The following is a 17,414-nucleotide window of genomic DNA, read 5'->3' on the forward strand; positions in this document are numbered from 1 at the left end:
TTTTCTTCAGTCGTTACTCATCTGAGTGGACAAAGCTTTGAAATCATTGGGAATTGTCAAACAGTTTTTTATAGGTTTTCATTTTATCTTTTAAAGGAGATAATTGATTCAAATCCAAATAGTGAGGAAAGCCATTTAATTTTCCTTGGGAAGTATACTGGTGCAGATCATATTCTTGCTCCGTATTAGGGGCGGCATTATAATAACCATCATCAGCCCCGTAGGTAGGAATCCAAACCGCAGAAAATTTATCCGTTGAGATGCTATGTTCTTCCATAAAGAAAGTTCCAACATAAATCCCAATATTTTTAGCACCTAGTTCTTCGAGTTTTGAGCGAAAAACTTCAACTCCCGCATTCATGTCAGGCATGGTCTTTTCTTCAACATCGAGCCAATAGTAGGTCGGTTCGTACTTTGAAGCAGCCTTATAAAAATGTTCTGCTTCTTTTGCCATTTCTTTTTCGCTGTCGGCGGCTATATATGCATACACTGCGACGGGGATATTTCTCTTTTGAAACTCAGTGATATGAGTCTTATAAGCTTTATCCAGTCCGTTTAAGTGGGTTGCAGCATTCTCTTTTTTAGCCTGATTGCCACTATGAACTCGAACAATGACGCCGGATATATTTTTTGATAAAATATCATAGTCAATCTCACTTGGTAACTGCCAGCCAGATATATCAATGACAGGTTTATTGATGAATTCTTCATCTAAAATCGAAGTTTGCTCTTCATCTGATGAATTGGCTGTTATTTGTGCAGATTGTGAATTTGTTGCTTTTGCTTGCTTAGCTGCCGAATCAGAGATTTGTTTATTTATTAAAAGAAATACAATGAAACAAATAAAAAACAGGAAGAATGCAAGCGGTTTAATTCTCTTTCTCATACATTTTTATTCTAACCCAAAGTGAAATAAAAAGCAAAAAATATCTCTAAATTTGCAAAATAATGAATAAAATGTCATACAATTGAAATATAAAGAGTTTTAGTTGTTCCATTGCTGTGCTAATTTGAAAAAGTTGGCTCTGAACTTTCCGTAATACTTTTTTTTCAATTGGAAAGGTGATATAATGAAGATTGAATTTTTAGAAATTTTATGGTGAAATATGAAAATTGATAAGAGACACCTGTTGAATTATTCAATTTTAATTCCTTATATGATTCTGTCTGTTATAGGATTGATTATTGTTTATTCAACGACAAGTCCATCCTTGATTCAAGCTGGCGCAAGCGGATTTAGTATGGCTATAAATCAAGGACTATTTTGGATTGCTAGCTTGGTCGCCATTACTATTTTGTATAGGATGAAAATGTCCTTCTTAAAAAACGGTAGTTTCATTACGCTGATTATTTTTGTGGAAATAATCCTTTTGCTTCTTTCGCGCTTTGTAACTAAAACGGTCAACGGAGCTCACGGCTGGCTGATTATTGGCCAATTCAGCGTTCAGCCAGCGGAGTATTTGAAGATTATTCTGATTTGGTTTCTGGCCTATCGTTTTTCCAAAAAGCAGAAAGAAATCGAAATTTATGACTACCAAGCCCTGACTTTAAATCAATGGCTTCCAAAAGCTTTTAATGATTGGCGGATAATCGTAGCCCTGCTGATTGGGATTGTTGCAATGATGCCTGACTTAGGGAATGCGACCATTTTGTTTTTAACAGTCATCATTATGGTGGCGGTCAGCGGCATTGGCTATCGATGGTTTTCCACTATGCTGGGAGTCATTCTTGGAAGTTCAGGGCTGGTCTTGGCTAGCATTTGGCTTATTGGGGTTGAACGGGTTGCAAAGATGCCGCTCTTTGGCTATGTTGCGAAGCGGTTCAGCGCTTTCTTTAATCCTTTTAATGACTTGTCTGGCTCAGGACATCAGTTAGCTAATTCATATTATGCTATGAGTAACGGTGGCTGGTTTGGTTTAGGTTTAGGCAATTCGATTGAAAAACGGGGGTATCTTCCCGAAGCTCATACCGACTTTGTGTTTTCTATCGTGATTGAGGAATTAGGTTTTTTTGGAGCTAGTTTGATTTTAGCATTGCTGTTTTTCCTTATCCTAAGAATTATCCTAGTGGGTATCCGAGCTAAAGATCCTTTTAATTCAATGATGGCCTTAGGAATTGGCGGCATGTTTTTAACACAGACCTTCATAAACATTGGCGGAATTTCTGGTTTGATTCCATCAACTGGAGTGACCTTCCCTTTCTTGTCTCAAGGGGGGAATAGTCTGCTCGTCCTATCGGTAGCCATTGCCTTTGTGTTAAATATTGATGCCAATGAGCGCAGAGAAGATATCTATCAGCAAATGCAAACTGCTGGCCGATAAGAATTTGGCCATTTCTGAAGCATATTTCTAAAGTAGAAAAATCCTTGAAAAATGAGAGGTATAGATTATGTCATTTAACAAATTGGAAAGCTATAGCAATAAAGAAGTCATTCGTGAAGAGGTTTCAATTCTAACAGATCTGCTTGCAGATATTACGCAAAATATCTTAGGTCCCGAGACTTTTGAAAAAATTTCTACTATGAAAGATTTGGCAATTGATTCGAGATATCAAGAATTAAAAGCCATCGTAGAGAAGTTGACGACAGACGAGATGGTCTATATTTCTCGCTATTTCTCAATCTTGCCGCTATTAATCAATATTTCTGAAGATGTTGATTTGGCCTATGAAATCAACCATCAAAACAATGTCAATCGCGATTATTTAGGAAAGCTTTCTACAACAATAGATTTGATTTCAACTCGGGAAAATGCTCAAGAAATTCTAGAGAACCTGAATGTCGTGCCAGTACTGACGGCTCACCCAACTCAGGTTCAGCGCAAGACCATGTTGGATTTGACCAATCATATCCATACATTGCTGCGTCAGCACCGTGATGTAAAGGCTGGTTTGGTAAATGAGAAGAAATGGTTGGCGAATTTGCGCCGCTATATTGAGCTCATGATGCAGACCGACATGATTCGCGAGAAAAAACTGAAGGTAACCAATGAAATTACCAATGTCATGGAATACTATAATAGTTCTTTTCTTCAGGCTATTACCAACTTTATGCTGGAATACAAGCGTTTGGCAGAAGAAAAAGGGATTCATTTAGAAAATCCAAAACCAATTACTATGGGAATGTGGATTGGTGGTGACCGTGATGGTAATCCGTATGTAACAGCAGAAACGCTAAAATTGTCAGCAACTGTTCAAAGTGAAGTTATTTTGAACTACTATATCGATAAGGTCTATACTCTTTATCGAAATTTTTCGCTTTCATCTAAGTTTTCGGAAACCAGTGAAGCAGTAATGAAAATGGCTGCTTTGTCCAGTGATAAATCAGTTTATCGTGAAAATGAGCCTTACCGCCGAGCTTTTCACTATATTCAGTCCAAGCTGATTCAGACCTTGCTTTATTTAAAAGAAGGGAATTTTTCTAGTGAAGGACATCATCTGGCAGATAAGGTTGGTGAGGTTTTGAATGCTAATGCTAGTGTGTCTGTTACCAACAACGGTAAAGAAATCATTCCGAATTATATCCAGTCCCGTATTACAGATACCATAGATGGCTTGAGCAAGGAGCAGGTGTTATCTTACAAGACTGCTCAGGAATTTAAGGAAGACTTGCTAGTTATTCGTGATTCTTTGCTAGAGCACAATGGGCAAGCTTTAGTTACAGGTGAGTTGACTGAATTATTGCAGGCAGTCGATGTCTTTGGTTTCTTCTTAGCAAGTATTGATATGCGGCAGGATTCCAGTGTTCATGAAGCCTGTGTGGCCGAGCTCCTAGCATCAGCAAATATTGTAAAGGACTACAGCTCTCTCTCAGAGGATGAAAAATGTCAGGTTCTGCTTAAACAACTTTTGGATGATCCAAGGATTTTGTCGGCTACTCATGTCCAAAAATCAGAGCTTTTACAAAAAGAACTGGCTATTTTCAAAACTGCCCGTGAGCTTAAAGATGTGTTGGGAGAAGAAGTTATTAAACAAAATATTATTTCTCACTCAACTAGTGTATCGGACTTGCTTGAATTAGCCATTATGCTCAAAGAAGTAGGATTGATTGATGAAAATGGGACACGTGTTCAGATTGTTCCTCTCTTTGAGACCATTGAAGACTTGGATAATTCTTGCGATACTATGGAGAAATACCTGTCCCTGCCGATTGCTCAGAAGTGGATTGCTTCCAAGGATAACTATCAGGAAATCATGCTGGGCTACTCAGACAGTAACAAGGACGGCGGCTACTTATCTTCGTGCTGGACTCTCTACAAGGCTCAACAACAGCTGACAGCCATCGGTGATAAATTTGGCGTAAAAATCACCTTCTTCCATGGTCGGGGAGGTACAGTAGGACGTGGTGGCGGTCCAACTTATGAAGCCATTACTTCTCAGCCGCTACGCAGTATCAATGACCGAATCCGTCTGACCGAGCAGGGAGAAGTCATTGGTAGCAAATATGGAAATAAAGATGCAGCCTACTATAACTTAGAAATGCTGGTTTCTGCTGCTATCAACCGCATGGTAACCCGCAAGAAGAGTGATACTCATACTTCCAATGAGTATGAGCGGATTATGGATCAAGTGGTTGAGCGCAGCTATCAGATTTATCGTGATTTAGTCTTTGGCGATGAGCGCTTTTACGATTATTTCTTTGAGTCCAGTCCGATTAAGGCTATCTCCAGCTTTAATATCGGTTCTCGTCCAGCAGCCCGTAAAACGATTACTGAGATCGGCGGTCTCAGAGCGATTCCTTGGGTATTCTCTTGGTCTCAAAGCCGGGTTATGTTCCCAGGCTGGTATGGTGTTGGGTCTAGCTTCAAGGAATTTATTGATGAAGATCCTGAAAAGAATCTGGCCTTCCTGCAATTTATGTATAAGAGATGGCCATTCTTCCAGTCTCTCTTGTCAAATGTAGATATGGTGCTGTCTAAGTCTAATATGAATATTGCCTTTGAGTATGCACAACTGTGCGAAGACAAGGATGTGCAGGATATTTTCAATATTATCTTGGACGAGTGGCAGCTGACTAAGAAGGTCATCTTGGCTATCGAAGGGCACGATGAGCTCTTGGCGGAAAATGCTTATCTCAAGGACAGTTTGGATTACCGCATGCCTTACTTTAATGTGTTGAACTATATTCAGTTGGAGTTGATTAAACGTCAGCGACGTGGCGAACTTTCACCAGAGCAAGAACGCTTGATTCACATCACTATCAACGGAATTGCTACAGGACTTCGGAATTCTGGCTGATACATGAGAATACAAAATGGCTACTTTACCATTATAAATAACGAAAAATCGGATTTTGTCCGATTTTTCTGTTTTTGTAACCAAAAGACTTTTCCATTCGTTATACTAGTGAAGGAGGGGGGTGAGCTTATCAAACTAGATGAATATGAAACAATCTTGATAGGCTTTGCTCGCGAGATTGTCTCCTATCTGCAGAAGTCAGGGGCTTCTAAAGCGGAAGCAGAAGATGTAGTGCAGGACGTTTTTGTCAAGATGTTAGAAACGGATCTTGTCCTTCCAGAAGATAAGATGCGAGCTTGGATGTATCGGGTTTCCATCCGGCGCTATATCGACAGATATAGGAGAGATAAACGTTATTTGGAGATTTTGCGAAAAGAATTTTTTGGAAAAGATCTGGTCAATCCCTTTGAAAATGAAGATTATGAGTTGCTAAGAAGTATGATAGAAGCTCTGCCACTAAAGGAAGCTACGCTTTTAGAGCTCTATTATTTTCAAGATTTTACGGTCAAGGAGATTGCCCAAATTATGTCTTACTCAGTGAGCAAGGTCAAGATTCAGCTGATGCGCAGTCGTGCTAAACTCCGAAAGGAGCTGGAAAAGAAAGGATATCGAAATGGAAACATTTGAAAATGTTGCAAAGAGAAGCAGAAGAAAAAGACTCTGGAAGACAGTCGTCATTAGTTCCTTTGTATCTTTAGTTCTCTTAGGTCTCCTAGGTCTTCTAGGAAAGGGGCTGGCAGAATTAGCCTCTAGTAACGGACGAGACTTGCAGAAACAGTACGAAGTTATGTCCGAAATCGCCTATCCTAATGTTGACTATGACAGTCTATACTACAATCCGACCTCTTATCTTTCAGGAACATTACGTTCTGATCGTTTTAAAGACCTTGATGGAGTGATGGTGGATTATCCAGCCTATGAGGGGAACTATTCACTAACAGGTTCTTATAAAAATCCGACGTCAGAGGCGACTTATTCCTCTACCTCAGGGACCTATACGCGAGAGCTTCGGCAGAAATATCCGGTCTTTTACAATGTCAATGCCAAACAGACGAAGTCTTCAGATCCAGCACCTCAGGAACTTGTATCTGTCAAAGAAATGCCGAATCAATTGGTGGAAGTAGCTTTGACTTTTGATAAGCCTTATACCTATAAGGAAATCCAGCAGATGATACCGAACAATCTCAAAATCAACTGGTACTGGATTGGCAGTCAGTCAGAAGATGGTGAAAATGGTATGGCATTGCGCACCGATCCTCAGACGACTTACGGAGCTAATAGTACGCTGCTTAATCCCTATCCGTCGGACGGCAAAAAAGAGAGCGAAGAGGCTAAGCAAGAGCAGCAGACCTTCTTGGACTATTTGAAAAAGGCCAATAAAAACCTTTTCCCAACTGTCAACAAGTACAACATGTACGATGACGTTAAGGCCTATCTCAAGAAATTTGGTCAGTTAGATATTCGTGAAGCAGAAAATCGGGATCAATTGACCTTTTCTGGTATTATTCTGACTGGGAAAGCTGAGAATTTCAGCCAATTAGAAGGGAAAGAATGGATTGCTGCTTCGAGTATTGGTGCTTCCGTTTCCAATCAGCCTTACTATCAGTTAGATAAGGAATAATTCACAAAAAAAGACTAAAAGGCTTGCATTTTCAGTGAAATTTGATAAAATAGTAAGGAAAGTTAGACTGTATTGCCTACTGTCTATCTATAAAATATATTTTATTGGAGGCTTTTACTCAAATGGCAAAAGAAAAATACGATCGTAGTAAACCACACGTTAACATTGGTACTATCGGACACGTTGACCACGGTAAAACTACTTTGACAGCAGCAATCACAACTGTTTTGGCACGTCGCTTGCCTTCAGCAGTTAACCAACCAAAAGACTATGCGTCTATTGATGCTGCTCCAGAAGAACGCGAACGCGGTATCACTATCAACACTGCGCACGTTGAGTATGAAACTGCTAAGCGCCACTACGCTCACATCGACGCTCCAGGACACGCGGACTACGTTAAAAACATGATCACTGGTGCCGCTCAAATGGACGGAGCTATCCTTGTAGTAGCTTCAACTGACGGACCAATGCCACAAACTCGTGAGCACATCTTGCTTTCACGTCAGGTTGGTGTTAAGCACTTGATCGTCTTCATGAACAAAGTTGACTTGGTTGACGACGAAGAGTTGCTTGAATTGGTTGAAATGGAAATCCGTGACCTCTTGTCAGAATATGACTTCCCAGGTGACGATCTTCCAGTTATCCAAGGTTCAGCTCTTAAGGCTCTTGAAGGTGATACTAAGTACGAAGACATCATCATGGAATTGATGGACACTGTAGATGAGTACATCCCAGAACCAGAACGTGATACTGACAAGCCACTCCTTCTTCCAGTCGAAGACGTATTCTCAATCACTGGACGTGGTACTGTTGCTTCAGGACGTATCGACCGTGGTACTGTTAAAGTCAACGATGAAGTTGAAATCGTAGGTATCAAAGAAGAAATCCGCAAAGCAGTTGTTACTGGTGTTGAAATGTTCCGTAAACAGCTTGACGAAGGTCTTGCAGGGGACAACGTTGGTGTGCTTCTTCGTGGTATCCAACGTGATGAAATTGAACGTGGACAAGTTCTTGCTAAACCAGGTTCAATCAACCCACACACTAAATTCAAAGGTGAAGTTTACATCCTTACTAAAGAAGAAGGTGGACGTCATACTCCATTCTTCAACAACTATCGTCCACAATTCTACTTCCGTACAACTGACGTAACTGGTTCTATCGAGCTTCCTGCTGGTACTGAAATGGTTATGCCTGGTGATAACGTGACTATCGACGTTGAGTTGATCCACCCAATCGCCGTTGAACAAGGTACTACTTTCTCTATCCGTGAAGGTGGACGTACTGTTGGTTCAGGTATGGTTACAGAAATCGAAGCTTAATTTGATTAAGTTCCCAGAATAATAATTATAAAGTCAGACACTAAAAACCCCGCTCAGCGGGGTTTTTTTGTGAAGATGAAAGGAGAATATTACATTTTACAAATCGAATTTAAGATTGAAAATTCGCTGATGAATCTCTAAATTACTTGTTTTCGTATTTAATGACAAAAGTTAGATTAGATATTTTATTTTTATGAAAATCTGTGGCTAACCTTTATTAATTGGTAAATTTATGATACAATATAACGNCCATTTATTGCCGGTAACTGGAAAATGAACAAAAATCCAGAAGAAGCAAAAGCTTTTGTGGAAGCAGTAGCTGCTAAACTTCCGTCTTCTGAGCTTGTAGAAGCTGGGATTGCTGCTCCTGCACTTGACTTGACAACTGTTCTAGCTGCTGCAAAAGGTTCAAACCTTAAAGTTGCTGCACAAAACTGCTACTTCGAAAATGCAGGTGCTTTCACTGGTGAAACTAGCCCACAAGTTTTGAAAGAAATCGGTACTGACTACGTTGTTATCGGTCACTCAGAACGTCGTGACTACTTCCATGAAACTGATGAAGATATCAACAAAAAAGCAAAAGCGATTTTTGCAAACGGTATGCTTCCTATTATCTGCTGTGGTGAATCACTTGAAACTTACGAAGCTGGTAAAGCTGCTGAATTCGTAGGTGCTCAAGTATCAGCTGCTCTTGCTGGATTGACAGCTGAACAAGTTGCTGCGTCAGTTATCGCTTATGAGCCAATCTGGGCTATTGGTACTGGTAAATCAGCTTCACAAGACGACGCACAAAAAATGTGTAAAGTTGTTCGTGATGTTGTAGCTGCTGACTTTGGTCAAGAAGTTGCTGACAAGGTTCGTGTTCAATACGGTGGTTCAGTTAAACCTGAAAATGTAGCATCATACATGGCTTGTCCAGATGTGGATGGAGCTCTTGTTGGTGGAGCATCACTTGAAGCTGAAAGCTTCCTTGCTCTTCTTGATTTTGTGAAATAAAAAAGATTTTAGGTTTTAAATAAAATTGCTTGTTGCCTTAAGGTGGCAAGCTTTTTAAAATTCGGAGAGAAAAGTTGAAATCAAAAGAAATAGTTTATTTAGCGAGTACAGCTGTCTTATTAGCTGCAACGGCTAATATTGCTCGTGCTGAAGAGAACACAAGTACGGCAGCAGATTTAGAGGTTCCAAAAACGGAACTTCAGGTAAAAAATGATAGCCAAACTCAAGAAGCTCCAGCAGCACTGGAAACGATTGCTGATGAGAATACAAAGGGGCAGGAAAATACAAGTCCGACAGCAAATGGCTCTGTGATTGATCAAAGCCAAAATAGGGCTTCTGATTTGATAAAGGGTGAATTTTCTGGCAGTGAAAGTGAGACGGGGAGTGACACTCATGCTGAATCCACAGGAAATCAGATAGGGTCAGATCAATCTTCGCCGGCTGTGAGTAGTACAGAAGTAACTTCTGAGAAGAGAAAAGCAGTGTTTTATAGCGCTCCTCCGTCAGGACAAACAGCTCGCAGCAATCCTCAAGCGGACATTAAAGGTTCTTCCTTTGTGGATGTGAGTAGTCACAACGGTTATATCAGTGTGGAAGACTATCGCCAACTAGCATCCAAAGGTGTCGGCGGTGTCGTTGTCAAACTGACAGAAGGAACGACTTATACAAATCCTTTTGCTGAATCTCAGGTAAAAAATGCGCAAGCAGCCGGTCTGCAAGTCTCGACCTATGCCTTCTCGCACTATACCAGCGATGAGGAAGCGAGAGCGGAAGCCCGTTATTATGCTGCATTCGCCAATAGGCTGGGCTTGCCCAAAAATACGGTCATGGTCAATGACATGGAAGATCCGAAAATGCAAAACGGAATCAACCAGCATACTCAAGCTTGGGCTGAGGAAATGCGCAAACACGGATATAAGAACCTAATGTACTATACTAGTGCTAGTTGGGTCGACCAAAACAACCTGCGCCAAAAAGGACCAGTAAATACAGCTTTGTTTGGCCTTGATAATTTTTGGATTGCCCAATATCCAGCACCAAAACTAAGTGCAAATGATGCTAGAAGCCTGAAATACAATAGCAGATCAGGGGCTTGGCAATTCACTTCTCAGGCGGAGTTATTAGCAGGCAAGCATGTTTTCGACCAGAGTATTGACTATTCTGGTAGATTTACAGCCAAGTCTGCTTTAGCTAAGCAACCACTGACGGGTACGATTAGTATTCAAAATAATAACCCCAAAACCGGTACTTTTGATGTCATCGTTTCCAAAGTTTCAGCACCACATGGAATTCAGGAAATTAAGCTTCCAATTTGGTCTACTGAGAATGGTCAAGATGATATTGTTTGGTATACTGCAGCAAAACAAGCCAATGGAACCTATAAATTGACTGTCAATGCGGCGAATCATAAAGGTTCGACTGGTGAATACAACATTCATTTATATTATATACAAGGGGACGGTCAGATGGTCGGTGTCGGCGGAACCACCACCAAGGTTTCGTTCGGAAAACCAGAGGGTAAGCTGACGATTGCCAATAACAATCCTAAGACGGGCACCTTCGATGTGATTGTTTCTCAGGTTTCCAGCCCGCAGGGGATTCGTGAGGTCTTGCTTCCGACTTGGTCGCATGAGCACGGTCAGGATGATCTGATTTGGCACAAGGCTCAGAAACAGTCTGACGGTACCTATAAGTTTACCGTTCGTGCCAGCGAGCACAAGAATTCTGTCGGTGACTACAGTGTGCATCTGTATTATGTCCAAGATAACGGTCAGATGGTCGGTGTCGGCGGAACCACCACCAAGGTTTCGTTCGGAAAACCAGAGGGTAAGCTGACGATTGCCAATAACAATCCTAAGACGGGCACCTTCGATGTGATTGTTTCTCAGGTTTCCAGCCCGCAGGGGATTCGTGAGGTCTTGCTTCCGACTTGGTCGCATGAGCACGGTCAGGATGATCTGATTTGGCACAAGGCTCAGAAACAGTCTGACGGTACCTATAAGTTCACCGTTCGTGCCAGCGAGCACAAGAATTCTGTCGGTGACTACAGTGTGCATCTGTATTATGTCCAAGATAACGGTCAGATGGTCGGTGTCGGCGGAACGAAAGTAACCGTTACTCGCACGGAGTCTATTCCAAGTGTCAAGGTTGAAATAAAAGATGTAAGACAGACAGAGGGAGTTTACCGAGTTGTTGTAAATCGTCCTTCTGGTGCTAAAGAGATTAAAAATATACGGGTTGCTGCTTGGTCTGAAAAAAATCAAGGTAATCTTCATTGGTATAAGACAGCTCCGACTGGGGATAGTACAGAAGTTGTCGTTAATTCGGCTAACCATTATTTTCTTAAAGGAGACTACATCACTCATGCTTATATTGACTACACTGACGGAACTACAGATGGTTTCAATGTAGGAAATCATGAATTAGATCCTCAGATAAAGGGGCAGAGAGATCGAGTCGTACAGTCAGCAGCAGCACTTGTTGGTGTTCAGGGGGGCAGCGAGCAGCACCGTCTGTTAGTGGCGGATTATAATCGCATTCGTCCATTGCCAGTGGGATATGCTGTCAAGGAAACGGATGACTGGTGTGATATTTTTGTCACTGTGGTTTTCCAAAGACAGGGTTTGAGTGAACTTATCGGTCGCGAGTGCGGAGTAGAACGTCATATTCAAATTTTCAAACGCTTGGGTATTTGGAATGAAGATGGGAATTCAACACCTAAAGCAGGCGATATCATCACTTTTAACTGGGATCAAAACAGCCAGCAAAATGACGGCTGGGCGGATCATATTGGTATTGTAGAGAAAGTGGAGAATGGCATTATTTATACTATCGAAGGAAACAGTACCAATAATCAGGTGCAACGCAAAACCTATCGTATTGGTCACGGGAATATTCGCGGATTTGCTAGTCCTCTATATAAATAAGTAAAGAAATTCTTTGCACACAGGAAGCAAGTGCCGATAAATTTCAATTGTAATAAGCATCTCATTTAAGCACTACAAACTTTTTCTAGACTCTTTTAGTTCAATCTTGAGAGAAGACGGACTAAACCGTAGCGGAAGTAGGCAACTCATCAGAGGAATTTTAAAAAGGGAAATTTAGAAGAGAGTAACAAAAACAACAGTACAAAATTAGTGCTGTTGTTTTTGTTAATTCAAATGCATTTTTAAATATTACTAGATTTTGCAAAGATTCTTGGGCTGACCTTTTTGAGTTGTGGAATGAAGACCAGACTGACTCCGATAACGAGAAGTCGGTCTGCATAGTCAGTCAGTGCTTGGACGATGATGGTACTGGTGACCAAATCTAAGCCTAAGCCATGTAAGCCCTGAACGATGAGGCTGGAACCACTTGGAGTAATCCCTTTGAAGACGATGACGGTAATCAGAGAGGCCAAGGCAGTGGCTGGCAGGGAAACCATAAAAGATTTCCAGAAGAGGTTTAGCCTAGGTTTTGAATCAGCCTTGAAAAAGACTGAGATGAGCAGTGCCAAAAGAATGGCTACTGGAGAGAAATATATAGCAGAAATGTCCGTTGTAAAAGCACTAATCAGAGCGCTGGCAATCGCAGTTCCTACTCCGAAAATAGGTCCTAAAACAAGGCTGGCTAATATCGTTCCAAACGTATCCAAATAAACAGGAAGTTTTAGAAAAAGAGCGATGTTGGCACCGGCATAGTTAAGAGCGATGCAGACAGCAGTAAATGTGATGATAAATGGTGATGTTTTTTTCATAATCTTATCCTAAGTTTAAAGTTTGTAGATCTTGGCAGATGATTTCCTTTGAGGTATTGAGTATCACAGCGAGAAAATCCTGAAAAAAGAGTTTGGTATCTACTTGAGTCAACACTTTAGTGTTTGCTTCTTTATTATAAAAATGATAAGCATCAACCAGCGTTTGTCCCATGGCAATACCCTCCGTTGCAACATCTACATAGGAATCAAAACCATGGCAAAGGTCTTCATGCAGGAAATGGGCAACAGCCAACGGATCGTTGATGACACAACCGATGATATGTTCATACTCCCAATGAAAATCCCAATAGAAACGAGTGATTTTCCCGATGACGTCAGCGACTTCAAGATTAATAAAACGCATATATTCCAATAGATTGGGTGTTAAGACAATCTTTCGAGTGACATCTAGACCGACCATTTCAATCTTTTTTCCAAGTTTTTCGTAGGTTTCTTGAGCTGCATGCGGATCGCACCAGTAGTTGTATTCGGCCACAGGTGAACAGTTGCCGTGCGATTTGTAGCTGCCGCCCATGCTGATAAATCGGTCTAGATGTTGACCAAGTGTAGGATTTTTCCTGAGAGCTAAGGCAATATTGGTCAAAGGCCCCAGCGCGATGATAGAAGTATTCTTATTGGTCTGAAAATAGTCTGCCAGAAAGTCATAGGCTGTTTGTGGTTGGGCTTGGGTGGAGCTGCTTCGTGCTATCCCGCTTTCCCCCAATCCATCCATGCCGTGGGTGTCCTGAGCGGAGATGAATTCACGAACCAAAGGCTTGTCGGCTCCTGCATAAATTGGAATATCCAGCCGATTCAGCCTTTCCAATATTTTGAAGGCATTTTCAAGACCAAGTTCCACTGGGACATTTCCAGCAACTATGGTCAAAGCCATGACCTCTAAGTCAGGGTGTTGCAGGGCATAGAGCAGGGCTAGGATGTCATCTATGCCGGGATCACAATCAATAATAACTTTTCTTTTCATAGGTCCTCCTTTTGAGAAATAAAATAAGGTTGAAACCTCCGTCTCAACCTCTCAGTTAGTTCTGCCAAAGCGGCAGGACACCAGAAAAAACTATGCGCAATTACATTACTTTAGAATATAAGGGTACTTAGTTTTTTATACTGGGAAGTTTGCGAACCAGTCCAAAATAGGTGTTTTGAATTATGCATTTACTATCATAAAGAAAAAATCTTTAAAAGTCAATGGTGGGTAAGACATGAATAGTCAGCCTCGGGAGTTTATGATATAATAAGATAAAAGAAATGAGGAGATTATGATGGCAAAAATAGTACAAACAGATAAAGCACCAGCGGCAATCGGGCCTTATGTCCAAGGAAAAATCGTCGATAACCTTTTATTTGCCAGCGGTCAGATTCCTTTGTCACCAGAGACAGGAGAAATTGTAGGAGCAACGATTGAGGAGCAGACCCAGCAGGTTTTGAAAAATGTAGGAGCCATTTTAGAAGCAGCTGGAACAGATTTTGACCATGTGGTCAAGGCGACCTGTTTCCTGAGTGATATCAATGATTTTGTACCATTTAATGAAGTCTACAAAACAGCCTTTAAGAGCGAGTTTCCAGCTCGTTCGGCAGTAGAAGTGGCTCGCTTGCCTCGGGATGTTAAAATCGAAATCGAAGTCATTGCTGAGATTGTGGAATAAATGTTTGGGGCTGGGAAAAGTTTCCTGTCCCTTTTTAGACATGATAGGTTAGAGAAAGGAGAAAGAATGACTGAACACAAGATTCAATTAGTGATTGTGACGGGAATGAGCGGTGCTGGAAAGACCGTTGCTATCCAGTCTTTTGAGGATTTGGGCTATTTTACGATTGACAATATGCCGCCGACTCTGGTGCCAAAGTTCTTACAGCTGGTCGAAGGGACCACTGACAATGATAAATTGGCTTTGGTTGTTGATATGCGCAGCCGTTCTTTCTTTTTGCAAATCCAGAATGTTTTGGATGATTTAGAGCAAAATGAGAACATCGATTTCAAGATTCTTTTCCTAGATGCGGCGGATAAGGAGTTAGTGGCTCGTTATAAGGAAACACGGCGCAGCCATCCGCTGGCAGCTGATGGACGGATTTTGGATGGGATTAAGCTGGAGCGTGAGCTCTTGGCCCCTCTGAAAAATCTCAGTCAAAATGTTGTGGACACAACAGATTTGACACCACGGGAGCTCAGAAAGACCATCTCTGAGCAATTTTCAAATCAGGACGAGATGCACAGTTTCCGGATTGAAGTCATGAGTTTTGGTTTCAAATACGGTCTGCCTTTGGATGCAGATTTGGTCTTTGATGTACGTTTCCTGCCCAATCCGTACTATAAGCCCGAACTGCGCAATCAGACAGGCTTGGACAAGGATGTCTTCAACTATGTCATGAACCATGCTGAGTCAGAAGAATTTTACCAGCATCTGCTGGGCTTGATTGAGCCGATTTTGCCGGGTTATCGGAAGGAAGGAAAATCTGTGCTGACCATCGCAGTCGGTTGCACGGGCGGACAGCACCGCAGCGTGGCCTTCGCTCAGCGTTTGGCGGATGATTTGGCAAAAAACTGGCTAGTTAATGCCAGCCATCGCGACAAAAATCGTCGGAAGGAAACGGTGAACCGCTCATGAGAAAACCTAGAATAACAGTCATTGGTGGCGGCACAGGAATCTCAGTTATCTTGGACAGTCTGCGGAAAAAAGAAGTGGAAATCACAGCTATTGTCACAGTAGCAGATGATGGCGGCAGTTCTGGCGAGCTGCGGAAAAATATCCAACAGCTGACTCCTCCGGGTGATTTGCGAAATGTTTTAGTAGCCATGTCTGACATGCCAAAGTTTTATGAGAAGGTCTTCCAGTATCGCTTTGCTGAAGGAGACGGAGTTCTGGCAGGTCATCCTCTGGGGAATCTGATTATTGCCGGCATTTCTGAAATGCAGGGCTCAACCTATAACGCCATGCAGCTTCTGACCAAGTTTTTCCATACGACAGGTAAAATCTATCCTTCTAGTGACAATCCCCTGACCCTGCATGCTGTTTTTACGGATGGAACGGAAGTTGTCGGTGAGAGTAATCTGGCTAGTAAGAGCGGGATGATTGAGCGGGTTTATGTGACCAATACTTATGATGATGAAAAGCCTGCTGCTAGTAAAAAGGTGGTCGAGAGCATTTTGGAAAGCGATATGGTGGTTCTGGGACCAGGTTCCCTCTTTACTTCCATTTTACCTAATCTCGTTATTGAGGAAATTGGTCAAGCCCTTCTAGATACAAAGGCAGAAGTGGCCTATGTCTGCAACATTATGACTCAACGCGGCGAAACCGAGCACTTTTCAGATAGCGACCATGTCCAAGTGCTGCATCGTCATCTGGGCAGAAAGTTCATTGATACTGTCTTGGTCAATATCGAGCCGGTCCCGCGTGAGTATATGAATAGCAATAAATTTGATGAATATCTGGTGCAGGTTGACCACGATTTTCGAGGGTTGCAGGAGCAAGTTCCTCGCGTTATTTCTTCGAATTTTCTTTGTTTGGAAAATGGCGGAGCTTTTCACGATGGCGAGTTAGTCGTTGATGAGTTGATGCAGATTATACAGGTGCGCAAATGAGTTTTACAGTTAAGGTCAAAGAAGAGCTTTTAAGCTTAGCTGTAAAGGACAAAAATGAGTTGGCTGCTATCATCAAGATGGCTGGTAGTCTGGGAATTTCTTCGTCTGGCCTTACCTTATCCATTTCAACAGAAAATGCCAAAATTGCCCGACATATCTACGAGCTGCTGATAGACATCTATCAGGTCAAGTCAGAAATCCGCCACCATCAGAAGACTAATTTGCGCAAGAATCGTGTTTATACAGTATTTCTGGATCAAAAAGTGGAAGAAATCCTATCTGATCTACACTTGGCTGACTCCTTTTTTGGTATCGAGGTAGGGATTGACCAGGCTATTCTGTCGGATGATGAAGCCAGTCGTTCCTATCTGAGGGGAGCATTTCTGGCCAGTGGCAGTATGCGGGAGCCAGACTCAGGCAAGTACCAGCTTGAAATTCTCTCCGTCTATTTGGATCATGCTGAGGATCTAGCTGCCCTAATGCGCCGTTTTCTTCTGGATGCCAAGACGATTGAGCGTAAGAAAGGAGCTGTGACCTATCTGCAACGGGCTGAGGACGTCATGGATTTTCTCATTGTCATTGGAGCTATGGAAGCCATGGCTGAGTTTGAGTCTATCAAGCTCCTGCGGGAAGCACGCAATGATCTCAATCGAGCAAACAATGCGGAGACGGCCAATATTGCCCGCACAGTGACGGCCAGTATGAAGACGATTAATAATATTATCAAAATTATTGATAGCATAGGTATTGAACAGTTGCCAGTGGACCTGCAGGAAGTAGCCCAGCTGCGTATCCAGCATCCGGATTACTCCATTCAACAGCTGGCTGATAATCTGAACCGGCCACTGACTAAGAGCGGTGTCAATCATCGCTTGAGAAAAATTAATAAAATCGCAGATGAATTATAAAAGCTGC

Annotated in this window: 14 protein-coding genes and 1 riboswitch; of the genes, 11 read left to right on the top strand and 3 right to left on the bottom strand. The window is 42.0% G+C overall.

Translation table 11 applies throughout. The features are described from left to right. Window positions 1-43 precede the first annotated feature (43 nt). A complete protein-coding gene (locus SSIN_RS00295) occupies window positions 44-886 on the bottom strand; it encodes a glycoside hydrolase family 25 protein (protein WP_037614436.1) in 843 nt (280 codons plus the stop codon). Window positions 887-1,106: 220 nt separating this feature from the next. Here SSIN_RS00295 and ftsW point away from each other — a divergent pair, with 220 nt between their 5' ends. From ftsW to SSIN_RS00330, 7 genes are all read left to right on the top strand, one after another. Further along, window positions 1,107-2,321, top strand: a complete 1,215-nt coding sequence (gene ftsW, locus SSIN_RS00300; protein WP_037614437.1) for a cell division peptidoglycan polymerase FtsW — start codon at window positions 1,107-1,109, stop codon at window positions 2,319-2,321. A gap of 67 nt (window positions 2,322-2,388) precedes the next feature. Further along, entirely contained in the window at window positions 2,389-5,235 is a 2,847-nt protein-coding gene (ppc, locus tag SSIN_RS00305) for a phosphoenolpyruvate carboxylase (RefSeq protein WP_037614438.1), read from the top strand. A gap of 156 nt (window positions 5,236-5,391) precedes the next feature. Beyond that, window positions 5,392-5,862 (top strand): RNA polymerase sigma factor, encoded by a 471-nt coding sequence (locus tag SSIN_RS00310; protein ID WP_052076734.1) that lies wholly within the window; start codon window positions 5,392-5,394, stop codon window positions 5,860-5,862. Then, the gene (locus SSIN_RS00315) at window positions 5,849-6,856 is read left to right on the top strand and encodes an anti sigma factor C-terminal domain-containing protein (protein ID WP_037614440.1); all 1,008 of its coding nucleotides are present in this window, start codon (window positions 5,849-5,851) and stop codon (window positions 6,854-6,856) included. The genes SSIN_RS00310 and SSIN_RS00315 overlap by 14 nt, the downstream gene beginning before the upstream one ends. A 122-nt stretch (window positions 6,857-6,978) precedes the next feature. Next, window positions 6,979-8,175: an elongation factor Tu gene (tuf, locus tag SSIN_RS00320; protein WP_037614441.1), complete on the top strand. Its 1,197-nt coding sequence runs from the start codon at window positions 6,979-6,981 to the stop codon at window positions 8,173-8,175. A 255-nt stretch (window positions 8,176-8,430) separates the two neighbouring features. Beyond that, entirely contained in the window at window positions 8,431-9,171 is a 741-nt protein-coding gene (gene tpiA, locus SSIN_RS00325) for a triose-phosphate isomerase (protein ID WP_037614442.1), read from the top strand. Window positions 9,172-9,245: 74 nt separating this feature from the next. Next, window positions 9,246-12,098: a GBS Bsp-like repeat-containing protein gene (locus SSIN_RS00330; protein WP_037614444.1), complete on the top strand. Its 2,853-nt coding sequence runs from the start codon at window positions 9,246-9,248 to the stop codon at window positions 12,096-12,098. A gap of 242 nt (window positions 12,099-12,340) precedes the next feature. Here the strand turns inward: SSIN_RS00330 and SSIN_RS00335 are convergent, their stop codons facing one another. Both SSIN_RS00335 and SSIN_RS00340 read right to left on the bottom strand, forming a co-directional pair. Next, window positions 12,341-12,907: a LytS/YhcK type 5TM receptor domain-containing protein gene (locus tag SSIN_RS00335; protein WP_037614445.1), complete on the bottom strand. Its 567-nt coding sequence runs from the start codon at window positions 12,905-12,907 to the stop codon at window positions 12,341-12,343. Window positions 12,908-12,911: 4 nt separating this feature from the next. Then, complete coding sequence (locus SSIN_RS00340; RefSeq protein WP_037614447.1) at window positions 12,912-13,889, bottom strand: nucleoside hydrolase; 978 nt, start codon at window positions 13,887-13,889, stop codon at window positions 12,912-12,914. A 121-nt stretch (window positions 13,890-14,010) separates the two neighbouring features. After that, window positions 14,011-14,055: riboswitch (PreQ1 riboswitch) on the bottom strand. Between the two features lie 129 nt (window positions 14,056-14,184). On the opposite strand from SSIN_RS00340, the gene SSIN_RS00345 reads away from it, so the two are divergent. From SSIN_RS00345 to whiA, 4 genes are all read left to right on the top strand, one after another. Beyond that, entirely contained in the window at window positions 14,185-14,568 is a 384-nt protein-coding gene (locus SSIN_RS00345; protein ID WP_037614449.1) for a RidA family protein, read from the top strand. A gap of 66 nt (window positions 14,569-14,634) precedes the next feature. Then, a complete protein-coding gene (gene rapZ, locus SSIN_RS00350; protein ID WP_037614450.1) occupies window positions 14,635-15,525 on the top strand; it encodes an RNase adapter RapZ in 891 nt (296 codons plus the stop codon). Beyond that, window positions 15,522-16,499 carry a YvcK family protein gene (locus SSIN_RS00355; protein WP_037614451.1) on the top strand — a complete coding sequence of 326 codons (978 nt, stop codon included), beginning with the start codon at window positions 15,522-15,524 and terminating at the stop codon, window positions 16,497-16,499. The genes rapZ and SSIN_RS00355 overlap by 4 nt, the downstream gene beginning before the upstream one ends. Beyond that, window positions 16,496-17,407 (top strand): DNA-binding protein WhiA, encoded by a 912-nt coding sequence (gene whiA, locus SSIN_RS00360; RefSeq protein ID WP_037614452.1) that lies wholly within the window; start codon window positions 16,496-16,498, stop codon window positions 17,405-17,407. Before SSIN_RS00355 ends, whiA begins: the two co-directional genes overlap by 4 nt. Window positions 17,408-17,414 lie beyond the last annotated feature (7 nt).

It is taken from the genome of Streptococcus sinensis (assembly GCF_000767835.1).
Classification (GTDB): domain Bacteria; phylum Bacillota; class Bacilli; order Lactobacillales; family Streptococcaceae; genus Streptococcus; species Streptococcus sinensis.

Coding starts and splice junctions, on each gene's coding strand:
- SSIN_RS00315 (WP_037614440.1), top strand. CDS start 5,849: ATGGAAACATTTGAAAATGTTGCAAAGAGAAGCAGAAGAAAAAGACTC.
- ppc (WP_037614438.1), top strand. CDS start 2,389: ATGTCATTTAACAAATTGGAAAGCTATAGCAATAAAGAAGTCATTCGT.
- whiA (WP_037614452.1), top strand. CDS start 16,496: ATGAGTTTTACAGTTAAGGTCAAAGAAGAGCTTTTAAGCTTAGCTGTA.
- ftsW (WP_037614437.1), top strand. CDS start 1,107: ATGAAAATTGATAAGAGACACCTGTTGAATTATTCAATTTTAATTCCT.
- SSIN_RS00340 (WP_037614447.1), bottom strand. CDS start 13,889: ATGAAAAGAAAAGTTATTATTGATTGTGATCCCGGCATAGATGACATC.
- tuf (WP_037614441.1), top strand. CDS start 6,979: ATGGCAAAAGAAAAATACGATCGTAGTAAACCACACGTTAACATTGGT.
- SSIN_RS00345 (WP_037614449.1), top strand. CDS start 14,185: ATGGCAAAAATAGTACAAACAGATAAAGCACCAGCGGCAATCGGGCCT.
- SSIN_RS00335 (WP_037614445.1), bottom strand. CDS start 12,907: ATGAAAAAAACATCACCATTTATCATCACATTTACTGCTGTCTGCATC.
- SSIN_RS00355 (WP_037614451.1), top strand. CDS start 15,522: ATGAGAAAACCTAGAATAACAGTCATTGGTGGCGGCACAGGAATCTCA.
- rapZ (WP_037614450.1), top strand. CDS start 14,635: ATGACTGAACACAAGATTCAATTAGTGATTGTGACGGGAATGAGCGGT.
- SSIN_RS00295 (WP_037614436.1), bottom strand. CDS start 886: ATGAGAAAGAGAATTAAACCGCTTGCATTCTTCCTGTTTTTTATTTGT.